Annotated in this window: 30 protein-coding genes; 16 read left to right on the forward strand and 14 right to left on the reverse strand. The window is 68.6% G+C overall.

Annotated elements, in window-relative coordinates:
* The first annotated feature begins 13 nt into the window (after positions 1-13).
* From LKD76_RS17240 to LKD76_RS17250, 3 genes are read left to right on the forward strand one after another with little or no spacing between them, the layout of a single operon-like run.
* Positions 14-1237 carry an acyl-CoA dehydrogenase family protein gene (locus LKD76_RS17240; protein WP_227982352.1) on the forward strand — a complete coding sequence of 408 codons (1224 nt, stop codon included), beginning with the start codon at positions 14-16 and terminating at the stop codon, positions 1235-1237.
* A gap of 1 nt (position 1238) precedes the next feature.
* Positions 1239-2009, forward strand: coding sequence for an SDR family oxidoreductase (locus tag LKD76_RS17245; protein WP_227982353.1), 771 nt, complete (start codon positions 1239-1241; stop codon positions 2007-2009).
* A 47-nt stretch (positions 2010-2056) separates the two neighbouring features.
* On the forward strand, positions 2057-3052 hold the full coding sequence (locus tag LKD76_RS17250; protein ID WP_227985280.1) for a phosphotransferase family protein: 996 nt from the start codon (positions 2057-2059) through the stop codon (positions 3050-3052).
* 27 nt (positions 3053-3079) lie between these two features.
* On the opposite strand, the gene LKD76_RS17255 is transcribed toward LKD76_RS17250, so the two are convergent.
* Positions 3080-4066, reverse strand: coding sequence for an Acg family FMN-binding oxidoreductase (locus LKD76_RS17255; protein ID WP_227982354.1), 987 nt, complete (start codon positions 4064-4066; stop codon positions 3080-3082).
* A gap of 166 nt (positions 4067-4232) precedes the next feature.
* Positions 4233-5387 carry a PucR family transcriptional regulator gene (locus tag LKD76_RS32180; RefSeq protein ID WP_308188537.1) on the reverse strand — a complete coding sequence of 385 codons (1155 nt, stop codon included), beginning with the start codon at positions 5385-5387 and terminating at the stop codon, positions 4233-4235.
* 409 nt (positions 5388-5796) lie between these two features.
* On the opposite strand from LKD76_RS32180, the gene LKD76_RS17265 reads away from it, so the two are divergent.
* The 3 genes from LKD76_RS17265 (at position 5797) to LKD76_RS17275 (ending at position 7629) form a co-directional block, all read left to right on the forward strand.
* Positions 5797-6339: a DUF8020 domain-containing protein gene (locus LKD76_RS17265; protein ID WP_227982355.1), complete on the forward strand. Its 543-nt coding sequence runs from the start codon at positions 5797-5799 to the stop codon at positions 6337-6339.
* A 182-nt stretch (positions 6340-6521) separates the two neighbouring features.
* The gene (locus tag LKD76_RS17270; protein ID WP_227982356.1) at positions 6522-6734 is read left to right on the forward strand and encodes a hypothetical protein; all 213 of its coding nucleotides are present in this window, start codon (positions 6522-6524) and stop codon (positions 6732-6734) included.
* Positions 6735-6843: 109 nt separating this feature from the next.
* Entirely contained in the window at positions 6844-7629 is a 786-nt protein-coding gene (locus LKD76_RS17275) for a tetratricopeptide repeat protein (RefSeq protein WP_227982357.1), read from the forward strand.
* Here the strand turns inward: LKD76_RS17275 and LKD76_RS17280 are convergent, their stop codons facing one another.
* Positions 7630-8370 (reverse strand): M50 family metallopeptidase, encoded by a 741-nt coding sequence (locus LKD76_RS17280; RefSeq protein WP_227982358.1) that lies wholly within the window; start codon positions 8368-8370, stop codon positions 7630-7632.
* A gap of 127 nt (positions 8371-8497) precedes the next feature.
* Between LKD76_RS17280 and LKD76_RS17285 the strand changes: the two genes are divergently transcribed.
* Positions 8498-8830: a hypothetical protein gene (locus LKD76_RS17285; RefSeq protein WP_227982359.1), complete on the forward strand. Its 333-nt coding sequence runs from the start codon at positions 8498-8500 to the stop codon at positions 8828-8830.
* Between the two features lie 46 nt (positions 8831-8876).
* Here the strand turns inward: LKD76_RS17285 and LKD76_RS17290 are convergent, their stop codons facing one another.
* From LKD76_RS17290 to LKD76_RS17310, 5 genes are all read right to left on the reverse strand, one after another.
* Positions 8877-10430: a succinic semialdehyde dehydrogenase gene (locus LKD76_RS17290; protein WP_227982360.1), complete on the reverse strand. Its 1554-nt coding sequence runs from the start codon at positions 10428-10430 to the stop codon at positions 8877-8879.
* A 151-nt stretch (positions 10431-10581) separates the two neighbouring features.
* Positions 10582-10992 carry an arsenate reductase ArsC gene (locus tag LKD76_RS17295; protein ID WP_227982361.1) on the reverse strand — a complete coding sequence of 137 codons (411 nt, stop codon included), beginning with the start codon at positions 10990-10992 and terminating at the stop codon, positions 10582-10584.
* Positions 10989-12095, reverse strand: a complete 1107-nt coding sequence (gene arsB, locus LKD76_RS17300; RefSeq protein ID WP_227982362.1) for an ACR3 family arsenite efflux transporter — start codon at positions 12093-12095, stop codon at positions 10989-10991. The genes LKD76_RS17295 and arsB overlap by 4 nt, the downstream gene beginning before the upstream one ends.
* Positions 12092-12463 (reverse strand): ArsR/SmtB family transcription factor, encoded by a 372-nt coding sequence (locus LKD76_RS17305; RefSeq protein WP_372465833.1) that lies wholly within the window; start codon positions 12461-12463, stop codon positions 12092-12094. The genes arsB and LKD76_RS17305 overlap by 4 nt, the downstream gene beginning before the upstream one ends.
* Positions 12464-12537: 74 nt before the next feature.
* Positions 12538-13068, reverse strand: a complete 531-nt coding sequence (locus tag LKD76_RS17310) for an ArsI/CadI family heavy metal resistance metalloenzyme (protein WP_227982363.1) — start codon at positions 13066-13068, stop codon at positions 12538-12540.
* A 96-nt stretch (positions 13069-13164) separates the two neighbouring features.
* Between LKD76_RS17310 and LKD76_RS17315 the strand changes: the two genes are divergently transcribed.
* From LKD76_RS17315 to LKD76_RS17345, 7 genes are all read left to right on the forward strand, one after another.
* The gene (locus LKD76_RS17315) at positions 13165-13524 is read left to right on the forward strand and encodes an Rv2640c family ArsR-like transcriptional regulator (protein ID WP_227982364.1); all 360 of its coding nucleotides are present in this window, start codon (positions 13165-13167) and stop codon (positions 13522-13524) included.
* Positions 13525-13579: 55 nt separating this feature from the next.
* Positions 13580-14542 carry an endonuclease/exonuclease/phosphatase family protein gene (locus LKD76_RS17320; protein ID WP_227982365.1) on the forward strand — a complete coding sequence of 321 codons (963 nt, stop codon included), beginning with the start codon at positions 13580-13582 and terminating at the stop codon, positions 14540-14542.
* A gap of 77 nt (positions 14543-14619) precedes the next feature.
* Complete coding sequence (locus LKD76_RS17325) at positions 14620-15858, forward strand: MFS transporter (RefSeq protein WP_227985282.1); 1239 nt, start codon at positions 14620-14622, stop codon at positions 15856-15858.
* A gap of 214 nt (positions 15859-16072) precedes the next feature.
* Positions 16073-18532 carry a sensor histidine kinase gene (locus tag LKD76_RS17330; protein ID WP_227982367.1) on the forward strand — a complete coding sequence of 820 codons (2460 nt, stop codon included), beginning with the start codon at positions 16073-16075 and terminating at the stop codon, positions 18530-18532.
* The gene (locus tag LKD76_RS17335; RefSeq protein WP_227982368.1) at positions 18510-18935 is read left to right on the forward strand and encodes a roadblock/LC7 domain-containing protein; all 426 of its coding nucleotides are present in this window, start codon (positions 18510-18512) and stop codon (positions 18933-18935) included. Before LKD76_RS17330 ends, LKD76_RS17335 begins: the two co-directional genes overlap by 23 nt.
* Positions 18932-19315, forward strand: coding sequence for a DUF742 domain-containing protein (locus LKD76_RS17340; RefSeq protein WP_227982369.1), 384 nt, complete (start codon positions 18932-18934; stop codon positions 19313-19315). The genes LKD76_RS17335 and LKD76_RS17340 overlap by 4 nt, the downstream gene beginning before the upstream one ends.
* 6 nt (positions 19316-19321) lie before the next feature.
* Complete coding sequence (locus tag LKD76_RS17345) at positions 19322-19903, forward strand: GTP-binding protein (RefSeq protein ID WP_227982370.1); 582 nt, start codon at positions 19322-19324, stop codon at positions 19901-19903.
* 15 nt (positions 19904-19918) lie between these two features.
* Here the strand turns inward: LKD76_RS17345 and mtnC are convergent, their stop codons facing one another.
* From mtnC to LKD76_RS17365, 4 genes are all read right to left on the reverse strand, one after another.
* A complete protein-coding gene (gene mtnC / locus LKD76_RS17350; protein ID WP_227982371.1) occupies positions 19919-20614 on the reverse strand; it encodes an acireductone synthase in 696 nt (231 codons plus the stop codon).
* Positions 20615-20891: 277 nt separating this feature from the next.
* Positions 20892-21464 carry a 1,2-dihydroxy-3-keto-5-methylthiopentene dioxygenase gene (locus tag LKD76_RS17355; protein ID WP_227982372.1) on the reverse strand — a complete coding sequence of 191 codons (573 nt, stop codon included), beginning with the start codon at positions 21462-21464 and terminating at the stop codon, positions 20892-20894.
* Positions 21461-23116: an S-methyl-5-thioribose-1-phosphate isomerase gene (mtnA, locus tag LKD76_RS17360; RefSeq protein WP_227982373.1), complete on the reverse strand. Its 1656-nt coding sequence runs from the start codon at positions 23114-23116 to the stop codon at positions 21461-21463. The genes LKD76_RS17355 and mtnA overlap by 4 nt, the downstream gene beginning before the upstream one ends.
* Positions 23117-23484: 368 nt before the next feature.
* Positions 23485-24729, reverse strand: coding sequence for a KasA/KasB family beta-ketoacyl-ACP synthase (locus LKD76_RS17365; protein ID WP_227982374.1), 1245 nt, complete (start codon positions 24727-24729; stop codon positions 23485-23487).
* Positions 24730-24768: 39 nt separating this feature from the next.
* Here LKD76_RS17365 and LKD76_RS17370 point away from each other — a divergent pair, with 39 nt between their 5' ends.
* Complete coding sequence (locus LKD76_RS17370; protein WP_227982375.1) at positions 24769-25347, forward strand: TetR/AcrR family transcriptional regulator; 579 nt, start codon at positions 24769-24771, stop codon at positions 25345-25347.
* A gap of 49 nt (positions 25348-25396) precedes the next feature.
* The gene (locus LKD76_RS17375; protein ID WP_227982376.1) at positions 25397-25837 is read left to right on the forward strand and encodes an SRPBCC domain-containing protein; all 441 of its coding nucleotides are present in this window, start codon (positions 25397-25399) and stop codon (positions 25835-25837) included.
* Between the two features lie 4 nt (positions 25838-25841).
* Here the strand turns inward: LKD76_RS17375 and LKD76_RS17380 are convergent, their stop codons facing one another.
* Together LKD76_RS17380 and LKD76_RS17385 are read right to left on the reverse strand one after the other, a co-directional pair.
* Positions 25842-26093 carry a hypothetical protein gene (locus tag LKD76_RS17380; protein WP_227982377.1) on the reverse strand — a complete coding sequence of 84 codons (252 nt, stop codon included), beginning with the start codon at positions 26091-26093 and terminating at the stop codon, positions 25842-25844.
* Positions 26094-26101: 8 nt separating this feature from the next.
* The gene (locus tag LKD76_RS17385) at positions 26102-26878 is read right to left on the reverse strand and encodes an HNH endonuclease family protein (protein WP_227982378.1); all 777 of its coding nucleotides are present in this window, start codon (positions 26876-26878) and stop codon (positions 26102-26104) included.
* Positions 26879-26892 lie beyond the last annotated feature (14 nt).

Below are 26892 nucleotides of genomic sequence, written 5' to 3' on the forward strand. Positions count from 1 at the left end.
ATCAGGAGTACACATGTCGATGTTCGACATCTCCGAGCGGGCGCAGGACTACCGCACCCGGCTGCTGGAGTTCATGGATTCCCACATCTATCCGGCCGAGGCCGTCTACGACGAACAGATGCGCGACGCCGGGGACCCGCACTTCCAGCCGCCGATCCTCGAGGAGCTCAAAGCCGAGGCCCGGCGGCGCGGGCTGTGGAATCTGTTCCATCCCTACCCCGAATGGGGGCCGGGCCTGACGAATCTCGAATACGCGCCGCTGGCCGAGATCATGGGCCGCAGCCACCTGGCCTCGGAGGCCTGCAACTGCAGCGCCCCCGACACCGGGAACATGGAGGTGTTGACCCTCTTCGGTACCGACGAGCACAAGAAGAAATACCTCGAGCCGTTGCTGGCGGGCACCATCCGCTCGGCGTTCGCGATGACCGAACCCGCGGTCGCCAGCTCCGACGCCACCAACGTCGAACTGTCGATGGTTCGCGACGGCGACGAATACGTGCTCAACGGCCGGAAGTGGTTCGCCTCCAACGCCTTGCACCCGCACTGCACCGTTCTGATCGTGATGGGCAAGACCGATCCGGCCGCGGCGCCGCACCGCCAGCAGTCGATGATGGTGGTGCCGATCGACGCTCCCGGGGTCACCGTGCTGCGCGGCTTACCGGTCTTCGGCTACCAGGATCGCGAAGGGCACGCCGAAATCGATTTCCACGACGTCCGCGTGCCGGTCACCGATGTGCTCGCGGGCGAGGGTGAGGGGTTCGCGATCAGCCAGGCCCGGCTGGGCCCCGGCCGCATCCATCACTGCATGCGCGCTATCGGCATGGCCGAACGGGCCCTGGAACTGATGTGCCGGCGCGCGAGCACCCGCGTCGCCTTCGGCAAGCCGATCGCCGCGAACGCGAATATCCAGGATTGGATCGCCGAATCACGCATCGATATCGAGATGATCCGGCTGCTCACGCTGAAGACGGCCTATCTGATGGATACCGTCGGCAACAAGGAGGCGCGCACCGAGATCGCGGCGATCAAGGTGGCGGCGCCCGCGATCGCGCTGAAGGTGGTCGACCGCGCCATCCAGGTCCACGGCGGCGCCGGTGTCACCGACGACTTCCCGCTGGCCATGGCCTGGGCGCATCTGCGCACCCTGCGACTGGCCGACGGACCCGATGAGGTGCACAAGCGCACCATCGCCCGCGGGGAACTGCGCAAGTACCGAGATGACAAGGCAGGCAACTGATATGGCGACCACGGATCTGACCGGACGCACCGCGATCATCACCGGCGCCTCCCGCGGCATCGGCCTGGCGACCGCGCAGGCGCTCGCCGCCGCCGGTGCCAACGTCGTGCTCACCGCGCGGGAACAGGCCTCCGCCGACGCCGCGGCCGCACAGGTGGACGGCACCGCGATCGGTGTCGGCGCGCACGCGGTCGACGAGCAAGCCGCCCGCGCGTGTATCGATCGCACCCTCGAGCGGTTCGGCAGCGTCGACATCCTGGTGAACAACGCCGGGACCAATCCGGCCTTCGGCCCGGTCGTCGCCCAGGATCACGCCCGCTTCGCCAAGATCTTCGACGTCAACCTGTGGGCGCCGATCCTGTGGACCGCACTGGCCAACGAGGCCTGGATGGGTGAGCACTGCGGCGCTGTCGTCAATACGGCCTCCATCGGCGGAATGGGATTCGAGGCGAATCTGGGGCTCTACAACGCCTCGAAGGCCGCTCTGATCCACCTGACCAAGCAGATGGCACTGGAACTGTCACCCAAGGTCCGGGTGAACGCGGTCGCCCCCGGCGTGGTGCGCACCAAGCTCGCCGAGGCGCTGTGGCGCGAGCACGAGGACCTGGTGGCCGGGGCCACCGCACTGGACCGGGTCGGCGAACCCGACGATATCGGCGCGGCCATCGCCTTCCTGGTGTCGGATGCGGCGCGGTGGGTCACCGGGGAGGTCATGGTGGTCGACGGCGGGCAGCGACTCGGTCATCCGGCGGCATTCCGGACCGCCCCGTGACCGTGCCACCCGGATCCGGGACGGTCCCGGGACTCGAGACCGCCGCGGTGACCCGATGGATCGCCGCCCACGCCCCCACTCTGACCGGCACCCCGGCCTTCACCCGGATCGGGCTGGGGCAGTCCAATCTCACCTATCTGGTGAGCGACGACGCCGGGCACCGCTGGGTGCTGCGCCGTCCGCCGCTGGGCCATCTCCTCGCCTCCGCCCACGATGTGGTGCGCGAGGCGCGGATCATGTCGGCCCTGGCCGGCACCGATGTGCCGGTTCCGGCGATCCTGGCCGTCACCACCGATACCGCGGTGTGCGAGGCGCCGGCGGTGCTGATGGAGTTCGTCGACGGTCAGGTCGTCGACACCATGGACATCGTGGGTGCGATGGCGCCGCAGCGACGCCGCGCCATCGCCGAATCGCTGATCGCGACCCTGGCGCGGATCCACGCGGTCGATCTGGACGCGGTGGGGCTGGCCGATCTGGCCAGTCACAAACCCTATGCGCAACGGCAGTTGAACCGCTGGTCACGGCAGTGGGAGCAGTCGAAGACCCGCGATCTGCCCGAACTCGACGAGCTCACCCGAAGGCTCACCGATGCCGTCCCGCCCCAGCGCGAGACCACGCTCGTGCACGGCGACTTCCACCTGCGCAACGTGATCACCTCCCGGGAAACCGGCGCGGTGGTGGCGGCGCTGGACTGGGAGTTGTCCACCCTGGGCGATCCCCTGGCGGATATGGGCAGTCTGCTCGCCTACTGGGTCGAGCCGGGCGAGGACATCGGTGGCGATTTCCCGGCCTCGGCGCTGCCCGGATTCCCGGATCGCGCGCAGATGGCGGACGCGTATCTCGAGGCAACCGGCCGCGACCGCGACGCGCTGACGTTCTGGCATGTGCTCGGCTTGTGGAAGCTCGCGATCATCGCCGAAGGGGTGATGCGGCGGGCAGCCGACACCCCCGGCAACAAGGCCGCCGCCGGAACTCCCACGGTCGAGCGGATCGATGCCATCGTCGCCGAGGCGCGCGATATCGCCACTGCCGCGGGGCTGTAACGCCGGCACCCACGGGCTACGACGGCATCAGCGCAGGACGGCCTCGCCGGCGGTCATCACTTCGGCGGCGGGCCGGCGCGGAGTACGCGGCAGCGGCGCGGCCTCGGAGGGCCGCCACCCCAGCCGGATCATGGTCTGCGGATGAGCGCATTCGGAGAGCACCGTGCGGCGGATCTCGGCGCGCAGCTCGGCCAGCGCCAGGGGCTCGGACTGCAGACTCGACGACAGCCCCAACGCCGTCGCCGACAACAGCAGGGCGCTGACGGCCTCACCGGCACTCAACCGTGCCCGGCGATCGTCGCCGAGCGTGCACAGCACGAGCCATTCGGCCGCTTCCGGCTGGGTGGCGAGATCGGCGAGTTCGGGTGAGTCGAAGCGGCGCTGCGCGATCTCGCTGTCGCCGCGCGGGGCGGGCGTGTTGGCGGCGGGAACCCCGTCCGGTGTGCCGTGCCGGCCACTCCACAGCGTCAGTTCGTGCAGATACGCGGGATCGGCGGCATGCCGCGATGCGGCCGTTCGCGCCGCCGTCGCCAGTTTCGGGCGCAGTATCGGCGGCACCTGCCGCGCCGCGGCCCCGTAAGTACGCACACTTCCGGACACCTCCCGCACACATGCCTGCGGAACCGGCCGCGCGCTGTAGCGGCGGCGGTCGGATTGCCGCTGGGTGATGGCCGCGGCGAGCTCGATATCGCGGGCCGTGGGTCGCCGCGGCGTGAGGTCGATGGCCGCCAGGTGGTCGGAGTCGGCGTCGTCGGGCAGATAGGTCACCCGCGCCGACCAGCCCAGCATCGCCAGCGCCACCCGCATGTGGTGCAGCGCCGCGCCACAACTCATCAGCAGCGCCCGCTGCAGCGGATCGGTCACCGTCAGATGCCTGGTCTCGTCGGCATACAGATGGATGGTGTCCGCGCGCAGCGACCAGCGCCACGGCTGAGTGTTGTGCACCGACGGCGCGCGCACCGCCATGTGCACGGCATCGGCGAAGACATCGGTGATCGATGGAGCGACTGTCATGGTGCAGGTTCTGCCTTTCGAGCGTCGCGCGGGCGATGTGGATCGAAGGTCGGCCGGGATCGCCGGTCACCGAATCGAACCCCTCTATCGATAAACCGCACGCGGTCGCGCAGAGTTTCGTAATAGTTCACAAAACGACCCCCGGCGAATTCGTCGATCTCGCGAATCAGGGCACGGCCGGCCCGGAGTCGAGCTCGCGGTAGCGCAACGCCCACCACACCTGCTGGGCCACGTGCGGATCCTTCAGCGAGGCCCCGGTCAGCTCCTCGAACCGCGACAACCGATAGCGCACGGTGTTGTGGTGCAGATAGAGCCGATTACCCGTCTCGCTCGCGTTGAGCCCGGCCGCCAGATAGGTGTCGACCGTCGACAGGATGGAACCGGCCTCCGCGTCGTCGACAGGGGTGATGTAGCGCAGCATCAGGGCGGCGCCGACATCGCTGTCACCGACCACTGCCGGTAGCACGCCCAGGTCGGTGAGGGTGTGGCGGCCCGGCCGGCCGAACAGGCGCGCGGTCTCGGCCACCCGCCCCGCGACGTGCAGTGAGTGCGGGACGCGCTCGAGTGGGCATTCCGGCCCGATCCCCAGGAACACCCCGGCCGCGGGCCTCACGTGGTCGCGCGGATCGCACACGCCCACCACATCGCCGTCGAGGATGGCCACCACTCCGCGGGGCGGCCGGAACCCCGGCCGCTGGCGCAGATCCCATTCGGTCTGCTCGGGTTCGGCGGTGATCGCCCGGAACGCGGCGTACGCCCCGTCCAGGCGCAGCCCGATGAGCTGGGCACGTCGGCGCAGTTCGCCGGTCGGCAGGGTGCCCTCGGCCAGGGCCCGTACCGTGTCGTCGCGGCGAGTGTCGAGGCGCCGGGTGATCTGGGCCTCGGCCTCCCGGTGGCCGGAGCTGAAGGCGACGGTGGCGGCATCGGAGGCGCGCAGCAGGGCGCCGAGCATGGCCAGCAGCGCCGATCCCGGTTGCGCGGCCCAGTAGTGCGAGGCCCCGATCCGGCGCATCAGTTCCCGCACCGCGATCTGCCAGCCCCGCAGCATGCCGTCGAGGGGAACCCCGAGTTCGGCGCGCAGCGCCCCGTACTCCCGAAACTGGGCCAGCGCCGGCCCGTCGAGCGGACGATCTTCCGCGGTGGCGGTTATCAGCCGGTCGATCGCGGACGAGATCGACGGCACCAGGGATGCGGCGGCAATCCCCCGGTAAGCGGGAACCTCGGCCTGCAGGCGGGCACAGACGTGCTCGGCGAACGCGACGGGATCGCCGAGCACGGAGTGCCGCAACCGGGGGCGCGTCGAACCGTCGTCGTCGCTCACATCGACCGACGATACGGCGATCCCGCCGATCCCAGCAGCGTTACGGCGGTCGGCACGCCGATTCGGACCCCTGTCTTCCCTGCTCGCACGCCCTGCGGTGGATCCTCGCCCGCTCGGGGAGAGCAGCCGGCCGCGCGCACTCGCGCCGCCGCCGATCCGGCGGCCCGCATCCGCTGCGCAGCATCCGCGCGGCAATCGATCGGCCCGAAAGCCGCCGCCCTTCTCGAGGGGATGAGCACACCTCCGGTAGCGAACAGTCAGCGATCACGCTGTGGGAGTTGCCCTTTCGGTCACCGCGAATCGGAAACCGAACACCGGCGCGATATCTGGGTAAGAATGAGGACGGCCGAGATTCGGCCACAGGGGACAGATCGGCCGCAGTCGGGCCGACGGAATGTGGGGAAAGATCATGAGAGCCAAGAAATTCGCCGCCACCGCGCTATTGGCAGTCGGAGCCACCGCGGCCACCGCGGGTGTGGTGCAGGCCGCACCCGCCACCTCCGCCGAGGTCGCGGTGCGCGGCGTGGAACAGGGAGTCGGTTTCGTCACCGCGCCGACCGCCGACCACGCCGGTCTCACGACCACGGTCGACGCCGGATCCTTCACCGTCACCGGTGATTCGGTCACACTCACCGACGCCGCGGGCCGGGCGGTCGCCTCGGTGCCGCTGGGACTGCGCACCGCGTCCGGCACCGTGGGCCTGAGCCCGCGCATCGAGAACGCGGGCCGCACGCTCACACTGACACCGCAGTCTGCCACCGAGCGCACCGCTCAGGCCATCGACGAGGCCTCCGACACCCTTGCCCGCAAGCAGTACAACGCGGGGATCGGGGCCCTGATCGGCGGCGGTATCGGCGCCGTGCTGGGCTTCTTCCTCGGCGGGGTCGGCGCACTGGTCACCATTCCGATCGGTGCCGGCATCGGCGCACTGGTCGGCTACTCCACCCCGTAGCCGATCCCGTTCGTCGCGCGGCTGTGCGGAAGGCACCCTCCGCACGGCCGCGGCCGTCCTTCCCGGCGGGCTGCGGGACGGCGCGGAGGGGGCTGCGCGGCGAGGTGAACTGCCCACCGCTCGGCGTCCGGCGCTGATCCGGTGACACTGCCCCCCGCACGCGGCCGGGACACAATGGTGTGGTGCCCGATTCGCCACAGCATCCCCCGGACGCACTCGCCGCGCTGATCCGCTGGCAGGACAGCGGCGGCGTCTGGCGGGTACTCGGCCGGCGTGGCATGGACCTGACCATCGGCCTGTTCGAATGCACCGGCGGCGATCAGGTCGGCCGGATCGTCTCATCCGATCCGCGATTGCGGGCGTTCGTCGGGCACCGCAGCGGTAACGAGGAATGAACCTGCCGGTTCGGCAGCATTTTTCGCTCGCGGGTACTACGGTGTGCGCGGCAGTGCATCGATCCTGTCACTGCTCGGCGTTGCGACGGTTGCAGCGAAAGGCGGCACGATGGCCGGTACCGGTGAGGCGAATCGCCCTCTGGCCGAACGATATCCGGGCACCGAGCCCCTCGACTGGCACGGAGTCACGGTCCATCCGATGTACTCCCAGCAGTTGGGAACCGCGGCGACCGTCGTCCGGCTCACACTACATGCCTCGGTTCCCCCGCCGGGACTACTGGGCCTGGGCATCGGGCTGTCGGTGCTCGACGGGCACGTCCTGCTGCACGACCGGGAGCTGCCCGGGGTCGACGTGTGGACCGATGCCATCGCCGAAGGTGTGGAGTTCCGGCTCGTTCCCACCGGCCCGGAGGCCGGCTACACCCTCACCCCGGTCTGGATGACCACCAGCGGTGCCGTCGAGTCGTGGACGGGCAACTACGGGGTGGTCATCGAACGCGCGGCCGCCGGATCGATGGTGCTGCGGTGCAGTGCCGGCGTCGGCCCACCCGATTTCGGCGAGTTGATCGTGACGGTATCGGCGAAATCCGTGGAACGACGGCTGCCCGGGACCGAACTCTACGATCGCGGGATCGTCGCGCAGGGCCGCGGTGACGCCGATCAGGCCCGCCGCCTGTTACGGCAGGCCGCCGATATGGGTCATGCCGGAGCCGCCTACGACCTCGGTGTACTCGGCTATCGCGCACGCGAATTCGGTGAGGCAAAACAATGGTGGCGGCTGGCCGCCGAACGGGGCGATGCCCGGGCGATGGCCGGATTGGCCGAAGTGCTGGAGCGCCAGGGCGATACCCGGGCCGCGACGCACTGGCGCGCGCAGGCACGCGGCGGGCACTGATCAGCCGTGGGCGCCACCGAGCCGGATCCCCAGCAGCCCACTGCCGCCCACCACGAGCGCCGCGACCGTGAGCAGGCCGAAGACCACCACCCAGACGCGGGCGGGAACGCGGGTGAGCCAGGCGAGCTGGTCGGCGTCGGAGCCGTCGCCACGCACCGAGACCTGCCACAACTCGATCACCGCGCGTACCCCGCCGAACAGCAGGAACCAGGTCACCGTGTAGCCGAAGACGCCCTGCCACACCGCGTCCCCGTACCACGACACCGCGAAGGCGGCGCCGCCCGCGCAGATCACCGCCAGGAAGCCGAACAGGTTGCGGATCACCAGGATCAGCACCGCCAGCGCCACGATCAGGATCCACAGCATCAGGGTCTGGCGTCCGGCGCCGAGCAGGACGGCGAAGGCGAGACCGACCGCCGAGGGCGCCGGATAGCCCGCCAGCGTCGTCAGCACCATGCCGAATCCTCGTGGTTTCCCACGTGATACGGTCACCCCCGAGGTATCGGAGTGCAGCCGGATACCGCTGAGAGTCCTACCGGTGCACACCGCGACCACGGCATGACCGATTTCGTGCGCGATCGTCACGCAGGTCCGCAACACCCGCCAGACCGGCCGGTAGAGCACCACCGCCACGGCTACCGCCGCGGTGGCCAGCACCACCCACACCGGCGGTTGCGGGGATATCGTCGTCAATCGATCCGTTACCGACGACACCGCATCGGCCACCTGAGACTGCTGCACCGCCGTAGGGTAGCGACTCCGCCGGGATTCGGCCCGATGCGCCGGGGTGGCCGGCGGGCGAACGCCTTAGGCTTGCGGTCGAATTGCCGGGATCGGCCCGGCACGCCGCCTCGACGAGGAGATCCAGATGACATCCAGGCCCATCCGCACCGCGCTGCTCGGAACCGTCGTCGCAGCCGCTCTGAGCGCGGGTCTGCTGACCGGATGTTCGGATGTCGAGCGGGCCCTCAACCAAGGTGGTGACACCCCCTGCAAGGACTACGTGAAACAGGATGTCGACACCAAGCGGGTGACCATCACCAAGTTCGTCAAACAGCAGTCGGGCAGCGACCACGAGCCCGCGGGCACGGCGGTCGACGCGAGTATGGCCGCGGCCGACTTCCTGTGCGCCAATCAGCGCAACAGCGATACCCCGATCAAGAACGCGAATTTGACGGGAATCCTGTTCAACCAGCAGTGATACCGGCCGGGCGCCGGTTCGTGCACCGGCGCCCGGCGGTGGCGGGTCAGCGTCCGGGCAGCAGGCGCAGACTGCGGGCCAGGGTCATCAGCGCACCCTGCCACTTCGACTGTGGAAGGCCGAACGGGGCATCGAGATTCATGCCGCGGGTGACCACGACGGTCTGCGGTTCGGTGAACTTCAGCAGTCCGTCGGGACCGTGCCGCCGGCCCACGCCGGAGATACCCATACCGCCCATCGGCGCACCGGTGGTCCCCCAGGCCGGGGCGTAGCCCTCGTCGACACAGACGGTTCCGGTGCGCAGCCGGGCGGCGATGGCCTCGCCCTCGGCGGCACTGGCCGCCCACACGCTGGCGTTGAGACCGTATTCGGTGTCGTTGGCCCGCGCGATCGCCTCTTCGGCGTCGGCCACCGGATAGATCGATACCAGTGGGCCGAAGGTCTCGTTGCGGCCGCATTCCATCTCGTCGGTGACCTGGGTCAGCACCGTCGGTTCGAAGAACAGCGGCCCGAGGTCGGGACGGGCGTTACCGCCGACGAGGACCTCGGCGCCCTTGGAGGTGGCATCGGCGACGTGTTTGGTGACCGTCTCCAGCTGGGCCGGTGAGATCAGGCTGCCGATATCGGCCGAGAAGTCGTAGGCGGCACCGAGTTTCGCCGCCCGGACCGCCGCGACGAACTTCTCGGTGAACTCGGCCGCGATCGACCGCTCGACATAGATGCGTTCGATCGAGATGCACAGCTGCCCCGCGTTGGAGAAACAGGCGCGCACCGCGGCCTTGGCGACCTTGCCCAGGTCGGCGCCCCTGGTGACGATCATGGGGTTCTTACCACCGAGTTCGGCGGAGAAGCCGATCAACCGCTTACCGCACTGCTGCGCCAGGGTGCTGCCGGTCGCCGAGGAACCTGTGAACATCAGGTAGTCGCACTGCTCGACGATCGCGGTGCCGACCACGGTGCCCGGACCGGTGACCACCTGCAGTAGATCGCGCGGCACTCCCGCACGCGACAGCAGTTCCACATTCGCCAGCGACGAGTACGGAGTCTGGCTGTCGGGTTTGACGATGACCGCGTTCCCGGCGAGCAGCGCCGGGATCGAATCGCCGATCGACAGCAGCATCGGATAGTTCCAGGGCGCGATCACGCCGACCACACCCTTGGGCTGGCTACGCACCCGGGCCTTGTTCAACACGGGGAACGCGCCGGGCACCGAATGCGGCGCCAGCAGACCGGGCGCGACACGGGAGAAGTAGCGGGCCGCGAACATCAGGCCCATGATCTCTTCCTGCGCCGCCCAGCGGGCCTTTCCGGTTTCCGCTTGGATCACGTCCATGAGGTATTCACGTTCGGCGACCACCAGTGCCCGGTAGCGCTCCAGGACCGCCGCCCGCTCGGCCGGTGGGCGTGCGGCCCATTCGGCTTGCGCCGCACGCGCTCTGGTGAACGCGGCGCTCACATCCTCGGCGGTGCCGACCGGCACCTCACCCAGCGGCCGTCCGGTGAACGTCTCGGCGATGGTCTTGTTCGCGTGCTCGGTGGAACCGTCGACGGACGCGAACGCCCGCAGACGCTCGAATACCGCAGCTTCCGGCACGGGCATCGTCGCCTCCTACTTGTGAGTAACCTTCGGATACACATAATCTACCGCGCCCGCCGCTCGGATCCGACCGCCATTCATCGGCGACTTCTCACTGTCGGGACCTGCTGCGATCACGTGTCGACCCTCGGCTCGGGCACGCCCGGCGGATCGGTCACATCTGGCGCGGCAGCAGCTCCCGGACCAGCTGTTCCACGCGCAACCGGATCTCGTCGCGGATCCGGCGCACGGCGTCGAGGCCCTGTCCGGCGGGGTCGGCGAGCGTCCAGTCGCGATAGTCGACGCCGGGGAAATAGGGGCAGCTGTCACCGCATCCCATCCTGATCACGACATCGCTGGTGTGCACGGTATCGGGGGTGAGGATCTTCGGGGTCTGCGCGGTGATGTCGACCCCGACCTCACCCATGGCCTCGACCACGACCGGATTGGTCGTCGCGGCGGGCGCGGTCCCGGCGGACCGGACATCGATGCGATCGCCGGCGAGCTGGGCGAGGAAGCCCTGCGCCATCTGCGACCGGCCCGCGTTGTGTACGCAGACGAACAACACACTCGGTACGGCGGTCATTGCCGCGCAACCCCTTTCCCGGCAGGCGCGGCGGCGGGCGCCCCCCGGAAGCGCGGGCGCAGCGCGAGGGAGACATAGACGAGACCGACCAGCACCGGAACTTCGATCAACGGGCCGACGACACCGGCGAGGGCCTGGCCGGAGCCGGCGCCGTAGGTCGCGATCGCGACGGCGATGGCGAGTTCGAAGTTGTTGCCCGCGGCGGTGAACGCCAGCGTGGTGGTGCGCTCGTAACCGAGGCCGGCCAGGCGACCGTAGAGGTAACCGCCACCCCACATGATCGCGAAATAGGCCAGCAGCGGCACCGCGATCCGCACGACATCCCAGGGGCGGGCGGTGATCTGGCGGCCTTGCAGGGCGAACAGGATCACGATCGTGAACAGCAGGCCGTACAGCGCCCACGGACCGATACGCGGCAACACGGTCCGCTCGTAGACGTCGCGACCGCGTGCCTTTTCACCGATTCGGCGTGTGAGGAAACCCGCGACGAGCGGCAGACCCAGGAAGATCAGCACCGATTTCGCGATCTGCCAGGGTGAGGTCTCGATGGCGGTCTGCTCGAGGCCGAGCCACCCCGGCAGGACCGAGAGGTAGAACCAGCCGAGGACGGCGAACATGACGACCTGGAACAGCGAGTTCAACGCGACCAGCACGGCGGCGGCTTCACGGTCGCCGCAGGCGAGGTCGTTCCAGATGATCACCATGGCAATGCATCTGGCGAGACCGACGATGATCAGGCCGGTCCGATACTCGGGCAGATCCGGGAGCAGCAGCCAGGCCAGAGTGAACATCAGGGCCGGCCCGGCCAGCCAGTTCAGGACAAGGGAGCCCACGAGCAGCCGGCGGTCGCCGGTGACGGCACCGAGGCGGTCGTAGCGGACCTTGGCCAGCACCGGATACATCATCACCAGCAGTCCGATCGCGATCGGCAGCGAGATCCCGTCGACTTCGACCGCGGACAGACCGTCCCCGAGACCGGGGATCAGGCGCCCGAGCAGCAGACCGGCGGCCATGGCGACGCCGATCCAGATCGGCAGCCACCGGTCCAGCGTCGACAGCTTCGCGACCACCGCGGGGTGATCGGCGCGTTCGGTGGCCGTCACGCCGGCACCTTCGCACCGGCCTGGCGGCCCAGCACCAGCGACAGTCGCTCCAGGGCCTCGGGAACGACGCGGTAGTAGACCCAGGAAGCGCGGCGTTCGCTGGTGACCAGACCGGTCTCGCGCAGGATTTTGAGGTGATGGGAGATGGTCGGCTGGGTGACATCGAGCCCGTCGGAGACATCGCACACACAGGCTTCACCACCGGCGCGGGCCGCGATCGCCGACAGCACCCGCAACCGGACCGGGTCGGCGAGGGCCTTGAACATCGCCGCCAACTCGCCCGCTTCCGCGCCGGTCAGCGTGCGCCCCACCGTAGGGGTGGGCTCGCAGCCGATCGGCGCGGCCAACGGCGCCTCTGGTTTAGACATTCATCGATATTGACCGATGTCGATACCGGAGGGCAAGCGAACGTCCGGTGAACACGCCCGCCACGACGGTGGGGTCAGTGGCAGCAGGTGGCGCCGGTGGCGATCGCCTCGCTCTTCGCTTCGGGCGCGCAGCAGGCGGCCGATTCCGCGGCGGGTTCGGCCGGAGCCGTGTCGCCGGCGCCACAGCAGGCCTGCGCGGCTTCGGCGGCGGTGGCGAATTCCGGTGCGGCGCCGAAGTTCTCGGTGTCGGCGAGGACGGTGTAGACCTCCCATTTCTCGGCGTCGGGTCCGGTGACCCACACCTTGTCCTGGGTGGCGAAACAACATGTGGTCGCGATCTGCTCCTCGGTGAACAGTCCCGCTTCCGAGAGACGGGCGATCTCGACGTGGACCTGTTCGGAGGTCTCGACCTCGACACCGAGGTGGTTGATCGTGCCGCCACGACCGGCGTTCTCGAGCAGGACCAGCTTCAACGGCGGCTGCTCGATGGCGAAGTTGGCGTAGCCGGGCTTGCGCTTGGCGGGTTCGGCATCGAACAAGGCCGAGTAGAAGGCGATCGCTCGTTCCAGGTCGTCGACATTGAGGGCGAGCTGCACGCGAGACATGAGAACCTCCAGGATGAGACATATATCGAAAAACTGGGCACGGCCGAGTTTGCCACCTTTTCGACATATGTCAAACTTTTGGATACCATGGCCGACATGCCCAAGGCTCTGCCCGTGATCGACATGTCCGCCCCGGTGTGCTGTGCGCCGGTGGCGGCCGGACCGGTCGACGACGCCGCCGCGCTCGAGGTCGCGCTGCGCCTCAAGGCGCTCGCCGATCCGGTGCGGGTCAAACTCATGTCCCTGCTGCTCGCCGGGGCGTCCGAGGGCCAGAAGGGCAGTGACCTGGCCGCGGTTGTCGGACTGTCGGAATCGACCGTCAGCCATCACCTCGGTCAGCTGCGCAGGGCCGGTCTCGTCGACGCCGAGCGAACGGGGATGACAGTGGTCCATCGCGCGCGACGCGACGCGTTGGCGGCGCTCTGCTTCGTCCTGGATCCCGACTGCTGCCGCTGAATCGGTTCACCGCCCACGGGACGCGCCGACGGTCTGTGCTTGTCTGTCCGCTGTGATGGCGAAACTTCTCCGGGACGGCGCCTACGTATTCGCGTGGCTCGCCACTGTCGCCGGGATTGCCGGAATCGCGGTGCATTTCAGCCGTTCCGGATCCCGCTGGCCGATCCTGGCGGCGTCGGTGGCGCCGTACCTGATGTGTGCCGCGCCGGCCGGGGCCGTGGCGTTCCTGGCAGGACGGCGCTGGATCCACGCGGGGGTCGCGGTGGCCGTCTCCGCGGCTGCGGTGTGGACCCAAATTCCGCTCTACACCGGTCACGGCGACGCCGACGGGCGCGCCGTCCTGGTGATGCAGGCGAATCTGTTGTTCGACGGGGCGGATCCGCACGCGCTGGTCGAGCAGGTGCGGTCGCGGCATATCGAGATACTCACGGTCGACGAGCTCACCGCCGCGGCGGTCACCGAACTCGGTCGCGCGGGCCTCGATCAGCTACTGCCCTACCGGCACCTCTCCCCCGGCCGGACCGCGACGGGGACCGGCATCTGGAGCAGCTATCCACTGTCGGACCCTGCCGAATACGACGGATTCGTACTGAACCAGCTCTCCGCGACCGTCACCGTCCCCGACGCCGGACCGGTGACGGTGTACGCATTCCATCCGGTGCCGCCGGTCTACAGCGCGAGCGTGTGGGCCGACGAATTGTCCCGGCTGGGAGCAATTCTCGACCGCTCGCCGGCGGATCGCCCGGTGATCGCCGGCGGCGACTTCAACGCCACCTACGATCACCGGCAGTTCCGCGCCCTGCTGACGGGACGATTCGGCGACGCCGCCGAGCAGGCCGGTGCCGGACCACTGGTCACCTATCCGACCGACAAGCCGTACCCGCCCCTGGTCGGCATCGACCACATCCTGATCGCCGAGGGGAATGCCGCCGAGGTGGCGACGGTATCGCTGCCCGGTTCGGACCATCGCGCCCTCGTCGCACGGATTCACCTGAACAGCCCGGGCCCCGAGCGGTAGAGCCCGCGCGCCGACGGTGCGATGATGGCAGGGCGCGGGGTTCGGTTCGGGTGACAGCAGGCAATCCGGAGGCGGCGATGGCGGCGAGACGGACTCGTGAACGTGCCGGCGTCGACCACGCCGCCGACGACCACACCCCGCGAATCGGCGCGTGGGGATTCGTCGCCCGATTCGGAATCATCAGTTTGCTGGCGGATTTCGTCTACGAGGGCGCCCGGTCGATCACCGGGCCACTGCTCGGCTCCCTGGGAGCGAGCGGTTTCGTCGTCGGACTGGTCACCGGAATCGGCGAGGCGGCGGCGCTGGGGCTGCGCCTGGTATCGGGCCCGCTCACCGATCGGACGCGGCGATTCTGGGCGTGGACGGTCTCCGGATATGTCCTGACCCTGCTGAGCGTGCCGCTCCTGGGTGTCGCCGGGGTGCTGTGGGTGGCGTGCGCCCTGGTGATCGCCGAACGGGTGGGCAAAGCGGTGCGCAGCCCGGCCAAGGACACCCTGCTGTCCCATGCCACCGCGGTGACCGGGCGGGGTCGCGGTTTCGCCGTCCACGAGGCCCTCGACCAGATCGGCGCGGTCGCCGGTCCACTCACCGTCGCGGCCGTACTGGCGATCACCGAAACCGACTACACACCCGCGCTGATCATGCTCGCGATCCCCGGAGCCGCCGCACTTGTGCTGCTGGCGCGGATCCGGCACCAGGTGCCCGATCCGTCCCGATACGAACCGTCCGAACGCCCGGCCCCTCGTCCGGCGAAAACGCCGCTACCGCCGCAGTTCTGGCTCTACTGCCTGTTCACCGCCGTCTGCATGCTCGGCGCGACCACCTACGGCGTGCTCTCGTTGCACATGGTCGCCGCCGGAGTCCTGAGCACGGCGGCGGTACCGGTTGTCTACGCCGCCGCGATGGGCGCCGATGCGGTCGCCGCCCTCACCTCCGGCTGGCTCTACGATCGGATCGGCTCCAGAACGCTACTGCTACTGCCGATTTCGACCGCGCTCGTGCCGATCTTCGGATTCACCGGCGGGCTCGGCCCGGTCCTGGCGGGCGCGTTGCTGTGGGGTGCGACGGTCGGCGTCCAGGAGTCGACGTTGCGCGCGATGGTCGCCGATCTGGTACCCGGCGACCGCCGCGCCACCGCCTACGGCACCTACGCCGCGGTTCTCGGCGCGGCCACCGCCGCGGGCGGCGCGATCACGGGATTCCTGTCGGACACATCGTATTCCGCATTGGTCGTCACCGTCGTAACGATCGAATGTGCGGCGCTGCTCATCATGGCCGCACTCACGACACGCCGACGGCGGCCGACACGCCGGTAACCTATCCCTGTGCCGCACATCGCATTTCGGCACAGCTATATGTCCGGTCGGTCAAACGTGTGACTTGCCACAAAGACCTCGCCCTCGTCTCACTGGACACATGTACGGATTCGCCTCCCACCTGCGAACTCATATCGCACTACGAAAGTCAATATAAGTCCCACTGAGCGGTATCCGACCTGAAGTTTGAAACATCGCCAGTTATGTTGTGCCGATGTTGAGAGCGAGGCTCGGAATCCGGACCCGCATCCTGGCCATCGCCGTGGTTCCAAGCCTGGCGTTGCTCGGAATCGGTGTGGGGACAGCGAGTTATCTGGTTCGGGAGGGGCAACACGCGAAGGACTGGGCATCGATCCTGGCCAATGCCAATGTCCACACTCGCGAAATGATCGCCGCGGTCGAGCAGGAACGCATGCTGTCGCTGTGGCAGCTCTCCGGCCAGCACAACGATCCGGGCGCCCTCGTCGCCGCGCGGACCCGGCTCGACAACGCGCTACAAGCGTTGGCCTCCACCGAAACCCAGCTGATGGCCAGCGACGACGCCGGACGAATGGGCTCCGACACCGGCGGCTTCGAAACGCTGAAGAAGTCGCTGCCCGCCATCCGCGGCGGCATCGACGCGGGCGCCCTTCCCATTCCCGACACCTACGCGATCTACAACCGGATCCTGGACGCGGTCGTTCTCGGGACCAATATCGTCATCCCCACCGCACCCGATGCGGCCGTCGCCCAGCAACTTTCCGGCGGTCTGCGCACCCTGCACGCGATGGAGGGCATGTCGCGCAGCGCGGCCCTCACCGCCGCCGAACTCAACGGCCAGATCCTCGCCGGCCCGCTCCGCGAGGACTACCGCAACCTGGTCGGCTACTACCGCACCGAGATCCCGCAGCTGGCCGGTGAACTCAGCGGACCGCCCGCCGACAAGATCAAGGCCGTCCTCGCCTCCCCCATCTGGCAGCAGCTGGCCGCGATGGAGGACTACCTCATCCAGCCGCCGGCGCCGAACAAGGCCGGTGAGATCCCCCCGCCGCCCATGAGTTTCGCCGACTGGCGCGCCGCCGCCGAACAACTCGGCGATCAGTTGCTCGCCGCCTGGCAGTACCAGAACGATCACGCCAACCAGACCGCCGTGCGCGACGGTGAGCGCACCGCGACCAACTCGCTGTGGGCGGGGGCGGGGGTCATGGCGATCGCGATTCTGGCCTTCCTGCTGTCACTGTGGCTGGCCAACCGCCTGATCGGCCGGCTCAAACGACTGCGCACCGAAACCCTCGCCCTGGCCGAGGTCCGGTTGCCCGAGACCATGCGCCGGCTGGGCGAAGGCGAGAACATCGACGCCGAAACCGAGGCCGCCCGGCTGGATTTCGGGCACGACGAGATCGGCTCGGTCGCCAAGGCGTTCAACCGTGCCCACACTGCGGCGGTGGCGGCGGCGGTCACCGAGGCCCGCACCCGCGAGGGCGTGCGCGCGGTCTTCCTCAACATCGCCCACCGCAGCCAGATCGTGGTGCACCGCCAGCTCGAGATCCTCGACGAAGCCGAACGGCGGCAAGAGGATCCCACGCTGCTCGAGACCTTCTTCCGGCTCGACCACCTGGCCACTCGCGAACGCCGCAACGCCGAGAATCTGATCATCCTCGGCGGCGGCGAACCCGGCCGGCAGTGGCGGCGCCCGGTTCCGCTGGTCGAGCTGGTCCGCAGCGCCATCGGTGAAACCCTCGACTACGCGCGGGTGCGCGCGCACCGCATGCCGCAGGTGTTCATCGTCGGCAACGTGGTAGCCGACCTCATCCACCTGCTCGCCGAACTGGTCGACAACGCCACCTCGTTCTCCCCACCACAGTCACGGGTCGAGGTCAACGGCAATGTGGTCGGCAAGGGCGTGGCCCTCGAGATCAGCGATCAGGGCATGGGCATGCCCGCCGACGAACTCGAACGCGCCAACGAGATGCTGCGCAATCCACCGGATTTCGGGGTCGCGACGCTGTCCGCGAATTCCCGCCTCGGCCTGTTCGTGGTCGCCCAGCTGGGCGCCCGGCACGGCATCACGGTGCGGCTGTCGGAATCCGACTACGGCGGGATCCGGGCGATCGTGCTGATCCCGACCGCCGTCGTCGCCGCCGAGGCCCCGGTGGCCGACCACCTGCCCGAGCGGTTCGCCGGCCGTCGTCCCGAACCGATCATGACCGGCGAGATGCCGGCCATCTCGGCCGGTGAATCCACCTCGGCCGCAACCGGTCTGGCGACCCTGTCGCGACCCCAGTCGTGGTCGGATTTTCCCCGCACCGATACCGTGCCGCGGACCGACCCGCCGGGCGGGTACGAGACGCCCGACCGCGAGGAGCCGGGCGGCCGATACGAGCCCCGGCACGAGCTGCCCGCGCCCACCGACCAACCAGGGCGTCGCACGCCGCAGCGGCCGTCCTACACTGGCAGCGATGCTCGCCCACCGTTGCCCCGCCGCCGCCGACAGGCCAGTCTGGCACCGGAATTGGCGCACGACCCCCAACCCGAAGACGCGGCCCCGCAACGGCCGCGCTCGGCGGAACAGGCCCGGGACCTGATGTCCGCCATCGAGAACGGGACCAGGCAGGGCCGGCGTTCACAGTCGCAGCCCGGCTACTCCAGCCCGGACGAACAGGAAGGCGAAGGTGACTACTTCCCACGCAGGTGATCTGAACTGGCTGCTCGACGACTTGGTCGATCGCCTGGCCGGGGTGCGCTACGCGGTGGTGCACTCCACCGACGGGCTGCTGCTGGGCCGGTCCACATCGATGAGCCGCGAGGACGCCGAGCACTTCGGTGCCATGTCGGCCACCCTGTACGGTCTCGCGCGCAGTGCCGGCAACCGCTTCGACGGTGGCGGAGTCCGCCAGGCCGTCATCGAACTCGACCGCGCGGTCCTGTTCGTGACCGCGGCCGGTGACAACGCATGTATCGCATTGCAGGCCAACGAGAACGCGAATCTGGGTATGGTGGCGTACGAAATGAATCTGACCGTGCAGCGTGTCGGTAACTACCTGTCCACCGATCCGCGAAACGGTCTGGCCGAGCACGTGGAGCACAGATTGTCATGACGCGCTTCGGTCAACCGTGGTTCGACGATGCGGCCGGTCCTCTGGTCCGTCCGTACGCCGTAACTCGGGGCCGCACAATGGGGGCGGGACACGATCTGGACATGCTCACCCTGGTGGTGACCGTGTCACCGGGTCCGCCGCTGCGGCGCGTCGAACCCGAATACGCGGAAATCGTCCGGCTCTGCCGGGCCCCGCAATCGGTGGCCGAAGTCTCCGCGAGACTGAAGCTGCCGCTGGCGGTGACCAAGATTCTCGTCGGTGATCTCATCGGCGAGGGTCTACTGAACTTCCGAGCCCCGGCCCGGGCCGACACCGACACCGGTGCGACCGGCGAACTGAACATCTTGCGAGCAGTACTCGATGGAATCCGAAAGCTGTAGAACACCGTGCCTGATACTTCGTCCTCGGCCGACCTGGCTGCGTCGGTCAAAATCCTCGTAGCCGGCGGTTTCGGCGTCGGGAAGACCACCATGGTGTCCTCGATCAGCGAGATCACGCCGCTGCGTACCGAGGAACTGATCACCGAAATGTCCACCGGCATCGACGATCTGTCGGGCGTGGAGGGCAAGACCACCACCACTGTGGCGCTGGACTTCGGTCGTATCACCATCGATCAGAATCTGGTGCTGTACCTGTTCGGTACCCCCGGCCAGGACCGATTCTGGTTCCTATGGGACGAATTGGCGCGCGGCGCGCTCGGCGCGGTCGTGATCGCCGACACCCGTCGGCTGGAGAACTCCTTCGCCGCGATCGACTTCTTCGAGCGCCGGGGCCTGTCGTTCGCGATCGCGGTGAACTGCTTCGACAACGCGCCGATCTACACCACCGAAGAGGTGCGCGAGGCGTTGGATCTCGACGCCCACATTCCGGTGGTGCTCTGCGACGCCCGCGACCGCAGCTCCTGCAAGACGGTGCTGATGACGCTCGTCGAACACCTCATCGCCCGGGCCACCAGCTCGGTGGCCTGAGCGCCCGCGGGCCGGTCAGTGACCGGCCGCGGCGAGATCCAGTTCGCCGAAGCCGGAGATCCAGCGATGCGGCGGCCGGGGTGAGTTCGGTTCGCCCGCTCGGGTGACGCCGACCGCCTGCCAGCCCGCCGCCACCGCCGCGTCGAGTTCATCGGGATGGTCGGACAGGAACAGGATCTCGTGCGCGGGCACCCCGATCGCCGCGGCGATCCGCCGATAGGACTCGGCTTCCCGTTTGGCGCCGGCGTTGGCGAGGTCGAACCACGCGCCGATCAGCGACGCCAGCTCTCCCCCGCGCGCATAGGCGAACCAGTCCCGCTGATTGCGCACCGATCCCGACGAGTAGACGTACAGCGCGATTCCGGCGCGGTGCCAGGCGCGGAGCGCGTCGGGCGCGTCGGGAAAGAATTCGCCGGACAGCGCGCCGTCGCGAAATCCCTCGGCGCAGATCAATCCCTGCGCGGCCTTGAGCGGGGCGGCTTTGACGTCCGAGTTCAGCCAGCCGCGCAGAATATCGGCCACTTCGCCGGTATCGGCGTCCGGACGTCGCGCCAGTTCCCGGGTCTGCTCGATCACCAGGTCCGCGGCACCACCGCGATGGTCGGCCAGCCACTGCGGCAATCGACGACGGGTGTAGCCGTACAGGTCCTCCCGCACCGCGCTGGTGGGGCTGGTGGTGCCCTCGATATCGACGACGACGGCGCTGATCACGGTGTGCTCCTGCGGAATAGGGTGGTGCTCGGTGCCGCTGCCGCCTCCGGGCCTGGTCCGCTCATGCTGGGTCCATCGGCATGAGCGGGGCCCTGCGTGGTTACGCACGCTGCCGCCTCCGGGCCTGGTCCTCTCATGCTGGGTCCATCGGCATCAGCGGGGCCCTGCGTGGTTACGCACGCTGCCGCCTCCGGGCCTGGTCCGCTCATGCTGGGTCCATCGGCATGAGCGGGGCCCTGCGTGGTTACGCACGCTGCCGCCTCCGGGCCTGGTCCTCTCATGCCGCGACGAGCTCGTCCAGGCTCGGGAACCGCTGGGCGATGGCGTCACCGGTGAAATCGCCGACCCACCCATCGGCCTCCTCGAAGAACCGGATGGCCACGAAATCCGGGCGGGTACCCATATCGAACCAGTGCCGGGTCCCCGCCGGGACCGACACCAGATCACCGCCCTCGCACACCACCGCCACGACTTCCGGTTCCAGATGCAGATAGAAGCATCCGCGCCCGGACACGAAGAACCGCACCTCGTCCTCGGCGTGCCGGTGTTCGGAGAGGAATTTCTCCCGCGCCGCGCGGGCCTGTGCGGGCCACTGCGGATCGGTGTCGTCGGGATGTAGCCGGGCCAGGTCGATATGGCGGTAGCGGCCGTCGCCGTTGAGCTCGTCGATCCGATCCCGGTAGTCGTCGAGGATGTCCTGCGTCGAGATCGCGGCGGTGACCACCCGGGCGGGCCAGCGGTCGAAAACGATACCGCGCGTAGCGAGTTCGGCGGCGATCCGCTCGGGATCGCCGGTGTGCAGGCGCACCTGCGCGGGATCGGAATCAGCGGCGATGTGCAACAGTGTCATTGCGTGCGCTCCTCGGGAAGATCGGATGAGATGTCACGGCGTCCGGTGAGCGACACCAGTTCGCACAGGGCTTCCAGGCATTCCGCGCGGTCACGGGCCTGCGCGAGGCCCGCGCCCCAGGCGGTGATGCCGTGTCCCGCGATGAACAGCACCGGCGGCGCGTCCGGATGTGCGCGCAGGTACCGCTCGATCTCCGCGCCGATGCGCGGCACATCGGCGTGGTTGGCGAAGACCGGGATGTCGATGGCGCCGGTCGCGCCCAGCCCCTTGATCAGTTCGAATCCGGTGAATCGCAGCCGATCCGCGGCATCGACGGAGGTGGCCGTCGCATGCGGTGGGTGCACGTGCACCACCGCACCCGCGTCGGTGGCGCGGTAGATCGCGGTGTGGATGGCGGTCTCCGCGGAGGGACACCGTTGCCCGGCTACCGATTCGGAGTCCTCGACCCGGACCCGCACCATATCCGCCGGGGTCAGCTCCCCCTTGGACAAACCGCTGCCGGTGACCAGCGCGGTGCGCGCAGTCCGCCCGTCCGCCGCGGACGGGGCCTCGACAACGGAGATATTGCCCGCGGTACCGGGCATCCACCCGCGGATGTAGAGCGCCCGCGCGATGGCCGCGATCTCGGCGCCGGCCGGATCGCCCGGATCCGGCGCGCTGCTCGCGGGCCCGGACTCGGCGACCGGTCCGTTCTCGGTGACCACGGCGGTCACCAATTCCGGTGGGGTGACATCGAAGGCCGGATTGAACACCGCGGTGTCGACCGGTGCGTTCGCATGTCCGCCGAGGTGGGTCACCTCGGCCGCGGATCGCTGTTCGACGACGATCTCGGCGCCGGTGCCGGTCGCGGGATCACGCGTCGATTCCGGCGCCACGACGATGAAGGGGATGCCGTGGTGACGTGCGGCCAGCGCCAGACCGTAGGTGCCGATCTTGTTGGCCACCGATCCGTCGGCGGTGATCCGGTCCGCACCGACGATCACGCAGTCGACCTGCCCGGACGCCATCGCCCACGCCGCGGCCGAGTCGATCGTCAGCCGATGCGGGATACCCGCCTCGGCCAGTTCCCAGGTGGTCAGTCGCGCGCCCTGTAACAACGGGCGCGTCTCGTCGACCAGCACGCTGTCGATCGCGCCGCGCGCGTGCAGCACGCCCAACGCGCCGACCGCGGTGCCGACCGCGGTGGTGGCCAGGCGGCCGGTATTGCAGTGGGTGAGCATCCGCAACGGCCGCGCCGGGCACAGCCGCTGGACCAGGTCGGCGGCGTGTTCGGCGGCGGCGCGATTGACGCGGCCGTCCTCGACGAGCATCGCCTGCGCCTCGGCGAGCACCGCCGCCGCCCCCTCGGGCAGTTTCGCCAGTGCCCGCCGCACCCCCCAGGACAGATTGACCGCGGTCGGGCGCGCGGCCTCGATGCGAGTCGCCTCGGTCTCGACCCGGGCCGGATCCCCCGGGTGAGCCAACGCGGCCAGTGCGACACCGAACGCCCCCGACACCCCGATCGCCGGAGCGCCGCGCACGGCCAGGGTCGAGATCGCCTCGATGACCTGGTCGACCGTGGTGAGCCGCAGCTCACGCAGTTCGTGCGGCAGGGCGCGCTGATCGATCGTCACCACGGCGCCGTCGACCCACGTGATCGAACTCTCACCCATTGCGCGCACAAACCTCACCACTCGATCGGATACCGCTCAAACGGTAGCGAATCAGTGCTCACCGGCCCGCACCAGGTTTAGCCTCGCCCGGATCCGATCAGCCGGTGAAGTCCCAGCACAGCGCCACCACCGACGGCACCGAACGCGGCCTGGCATGTGCGACGGTGGCCGCGGCCGGCGCGGGGTACCGGCCGCCGCGAACCTCTTGGCGGTCAATGGGTTCAGTGCCCGAAATGCCGAAATCCGCTGGTAGTGCCGTTATTCCGCGGAGCGGTTGTGCACAGCCGGCGAGGCTATCCACAGCATTCGGTGGACAAGCGTGAACATCCGGCATTCCACAATCCGGGCCGGCTGTGGGGAACCGCCGCTCACGCCCGGCCGAATGCGAGCGTGACGTTGTGTCCTCCGAAGCCGAAGGAATTGCTCAACGCCTGTGAGATTCGCTGTGGACGCGCGGCGCCGGCCACGATGTCGAGGTCCACTCCCGGGTCCGGATTGTCGAAATTCAGTGTGGGAGGCACGGTCTGATCCCGCAGTGTGCACAGGGTGAGGATCGCCTCGAGCGCACCCACCGCGCCGATGGAATGTCCGAGCGCCGACTTCGGGGCGTACACCGAGGCGTGCTCGGCCACGGCCGCAATGGCATTGGCCTCCGAGGCGTCACCCACCGGAGTCGAGGTGGCGTGCGCATCGATGTGGTCGATATCGGCGGTGGTCAGGCCGGCGGCCTCGATGGCCTTGCGCATGGCCCGCGCGGCACCCGCGCCGTCGGGTGCGGTCCCGGTGATGTGATAGCCGTCGGAAGTGATTCCGGCGCCGAGGATCCGGCCGTGCACCGTCGCGCCGCGCGCTCGCGCGAAGTCCTCCGATTCCAGCACCAGCAGCGCGCCGGCCTCTCCGAAGACGAATCCGTCGCGGTCGCGATCGAACGGGCGCGAGGCCAGTCCCGGCTCGTCGTTGCGGGTGCTCATCGCGCGCATCATCGCGAAACTCGCGATCGGAATCGCCTCGATGTAGCCCTCCACCCCACCGGCGATCACCACATCGGCCTCGCCGGTGCGAATCAGCCGCCACGCCTGCGCAATCGCCTCCGCGCCCGACGAGCACGCCGAGGTCGGCGCGTAAACGCCTGCCTTGGCGCCGAATTCGAGGCCGACCCGGGCGGCGGGACCGTTGGGCATCACCATCGGCACCGTCAGCGGCGGCACCTTGCGGTAGCCACCCGCACGCATCGCGTCGACCGCGGTCAGGAACGCGTCGCCGCCGCCGAGTCCGGTGCCGATCGCCACGCCGAATCGTTCGGCGTCGATATCCGGCGCTCCGGCTTCCTGCCACACCTGACGGCCCAGTACCAGTGCCAACTGCTGGACATACGAATGGCGGCGCTGCTCGATGCGGGTCAGATGGGCGCCCGGGTGTTCGGTCAAGCGGCCGCCGATCCGGACCGGGAGCTCGTAGCGGGTCACGAACTCGTCGGTCAGCGGTCCGATACCGCTCTTGCCGGCCACCAGCGCCGCCCAGGTGCTGTCCAGATCCGAACCCAGGCAGGTGGTGGCAGCCATCGCGGTGACGACCACCTCCCGCGCCGTTTGTGTAGCAGTCGTTACACTCATGCCGATATGAATACCCGTAGCGACCGCTACAGTCAACAGGTGCCTCGACCACTCGACCAGGCCCGGCGCGCGGAACTACTCGCCGGAGTCATCGCCTATATCGGCGAGTACGGCTTGACCGAACTGTCACTACGACCTCTGGCGCAGTACCTGGGAACCAGTTCGCGGATGCTGATCCACTATTTCGGCACCAAGGAGCAGATGCTGGTGGCGGCGCTGGAAACACAACGACCGGATATCCCCGGCATGTTCGCCGACGTGCCGGATCTCCCCGCACTGCGGCGCCGGCTCATCGAATCGTTCTCGGTCAACATCACCACCGAGTGGGTGGCCAGCACCCGGGTGCTGCACCAGGTACTGGGGGTGGCCACCGTCCCCGGCAGCCCGTTTCGAACCTACGCCGAGGAGGCGGTGCGCACACTGGTCACCGCTCTCACCGATGTCCTGCGGAGTTTCGAGCCCACGGTGCCGGATCCGGAATCGACCGCGACCCTGCTCGTTTCGGGCGTTCGCGGCCTGCTACAGGACCGGTTCGTCACCGGGGACACCGCGCGGGTGTCACGGGCGGCACGGCTGCTGATCACCCAGTCGCTGACGGTGCCGGCCGTGGACCGGTGAGCGGCCCGCGAATACCGCGTATGGAACAAGTTTCAGTATTGTGACGGCTATGGCTCTCGAGATCGATGACACCGTGGAGATCGACGCACCGGCCGAGGTGGTGTGGAAGGTACTGACCGATCTCGGCAGTTACGGCGAGTGGAACCCCTTCGTCACCGAATGCCACAGCACCCTCGAACCCGGCGACCCGATCGATATGCTGGTGCGCCTCGGCTCACCGAAACCGCGCAATCAGCGCGAGTTCATCCGGACCAACACCCCCGGCGTCGAATTCAGCTACAGCATGAAGCCGGTACCGCTGGGAGCCCTGCACAGCCGGCGTTCACATACCGTGACCCCGCTCGACGGCGGACGCTGCCGGTACCGCTCGCATTTCGAGCTGGGCGGCTGGTTGTCGCCGGTGGTCACCACCGCGATGGGCAAGGCGCTGCACGCCGGATTCGGCGGGATGACCGCCGCGCTGAAAACACGCGCCGAACAGCTGGGCTGAGCGCTCAGGCCTCGAACGGAATCACATTGCCCGCGGCGTCGCGTTCGCCGCGGCCGGTGTCGATCGCGGCGACCAGTTCAGCGACATCGGTCCAGGTGCGGGCAGGGTCGCCATCGAGATTTCCGATGTGATACCAGGTTTCGGTACCTCGATAGCGAACCAGTCCCCTGCCCTGGTCGTCGACGGTCACATCGAGATCGCCGGACACCGTCCCTTCCTCGTCGGTCATGACGGCGGCCTTACCGGTGATCTCCATGATGTCGACTATTTGAATTCTCCCTTGTGCAGGCAGTCGTCGACCGCGGTCCGCAATGCGGTCTGCTCCGGCTGGTCGATGGTCAGGCCGTACTTTACCTTGATGGTGATATAGCGCTGGACGTACTCACAGCGGAACACACCGGGCGGCAGATAATTCGCGGCGTCCTGATCGCCTTTGGACCTGTTCGCCGAGGGGTCCGAAGCGACCAGATTGATCGCGTCGTTCGCGATATTGCGCCGCGTGTCGGTATCGCGTGATTGCGCTCCCGAACGCCACGCCTCGGCGAGCGGCACGATATGTTCGGCATCGACTCCGGCCGGATCGGTGATCCACTTGTAGGGCTTGAGTTTTCCGGTCTTGGCGTCGAGCACCCCGTAGCGGTCACGCCAGCCGCCGTCCTTACCGACCGTGAGTTTGCAGGTCGAGGCGTCGAGTTTCACCGATCCGGTGGCATCGCGCAGCATCATCACATCACGGGTGGAACATTTGGCGTACTGGGCGAAGGTATCGCCGAATCCGTGGACCGGGGTGTCCTGATCCCAGTGCGGGAATTGTTCCCGGCTGTAGCCGGTCATGGGCGCCTCGGTCGCCACCACCAATTTCGACAAGAGGTCGTTGACGTCTTTTCCGGAAAATGTTGCCGCGGCCGCGGAATCGGGTTTCGGATCGGTGGTCGTCGCTTTGTCGTCGACGAAGCTGTAGACCACCGCCACGATCACGGCGAGTACGACGGGGGCCACGACCGCGACCAAGCGGCGCAGTCCGCGTGAGCGAATCTTCACCACCGTGCCCCGAT

The organism is Nocardia spumae (assembly GCF_020733635.1).
In the GTDB taxonomy this organism is placed as follows: Bacteria; Actinomycetota; Actinomycetes; order Mycobacteriales; family Mycobacteriaceae; genus Nocardia; species Nocardia spumae.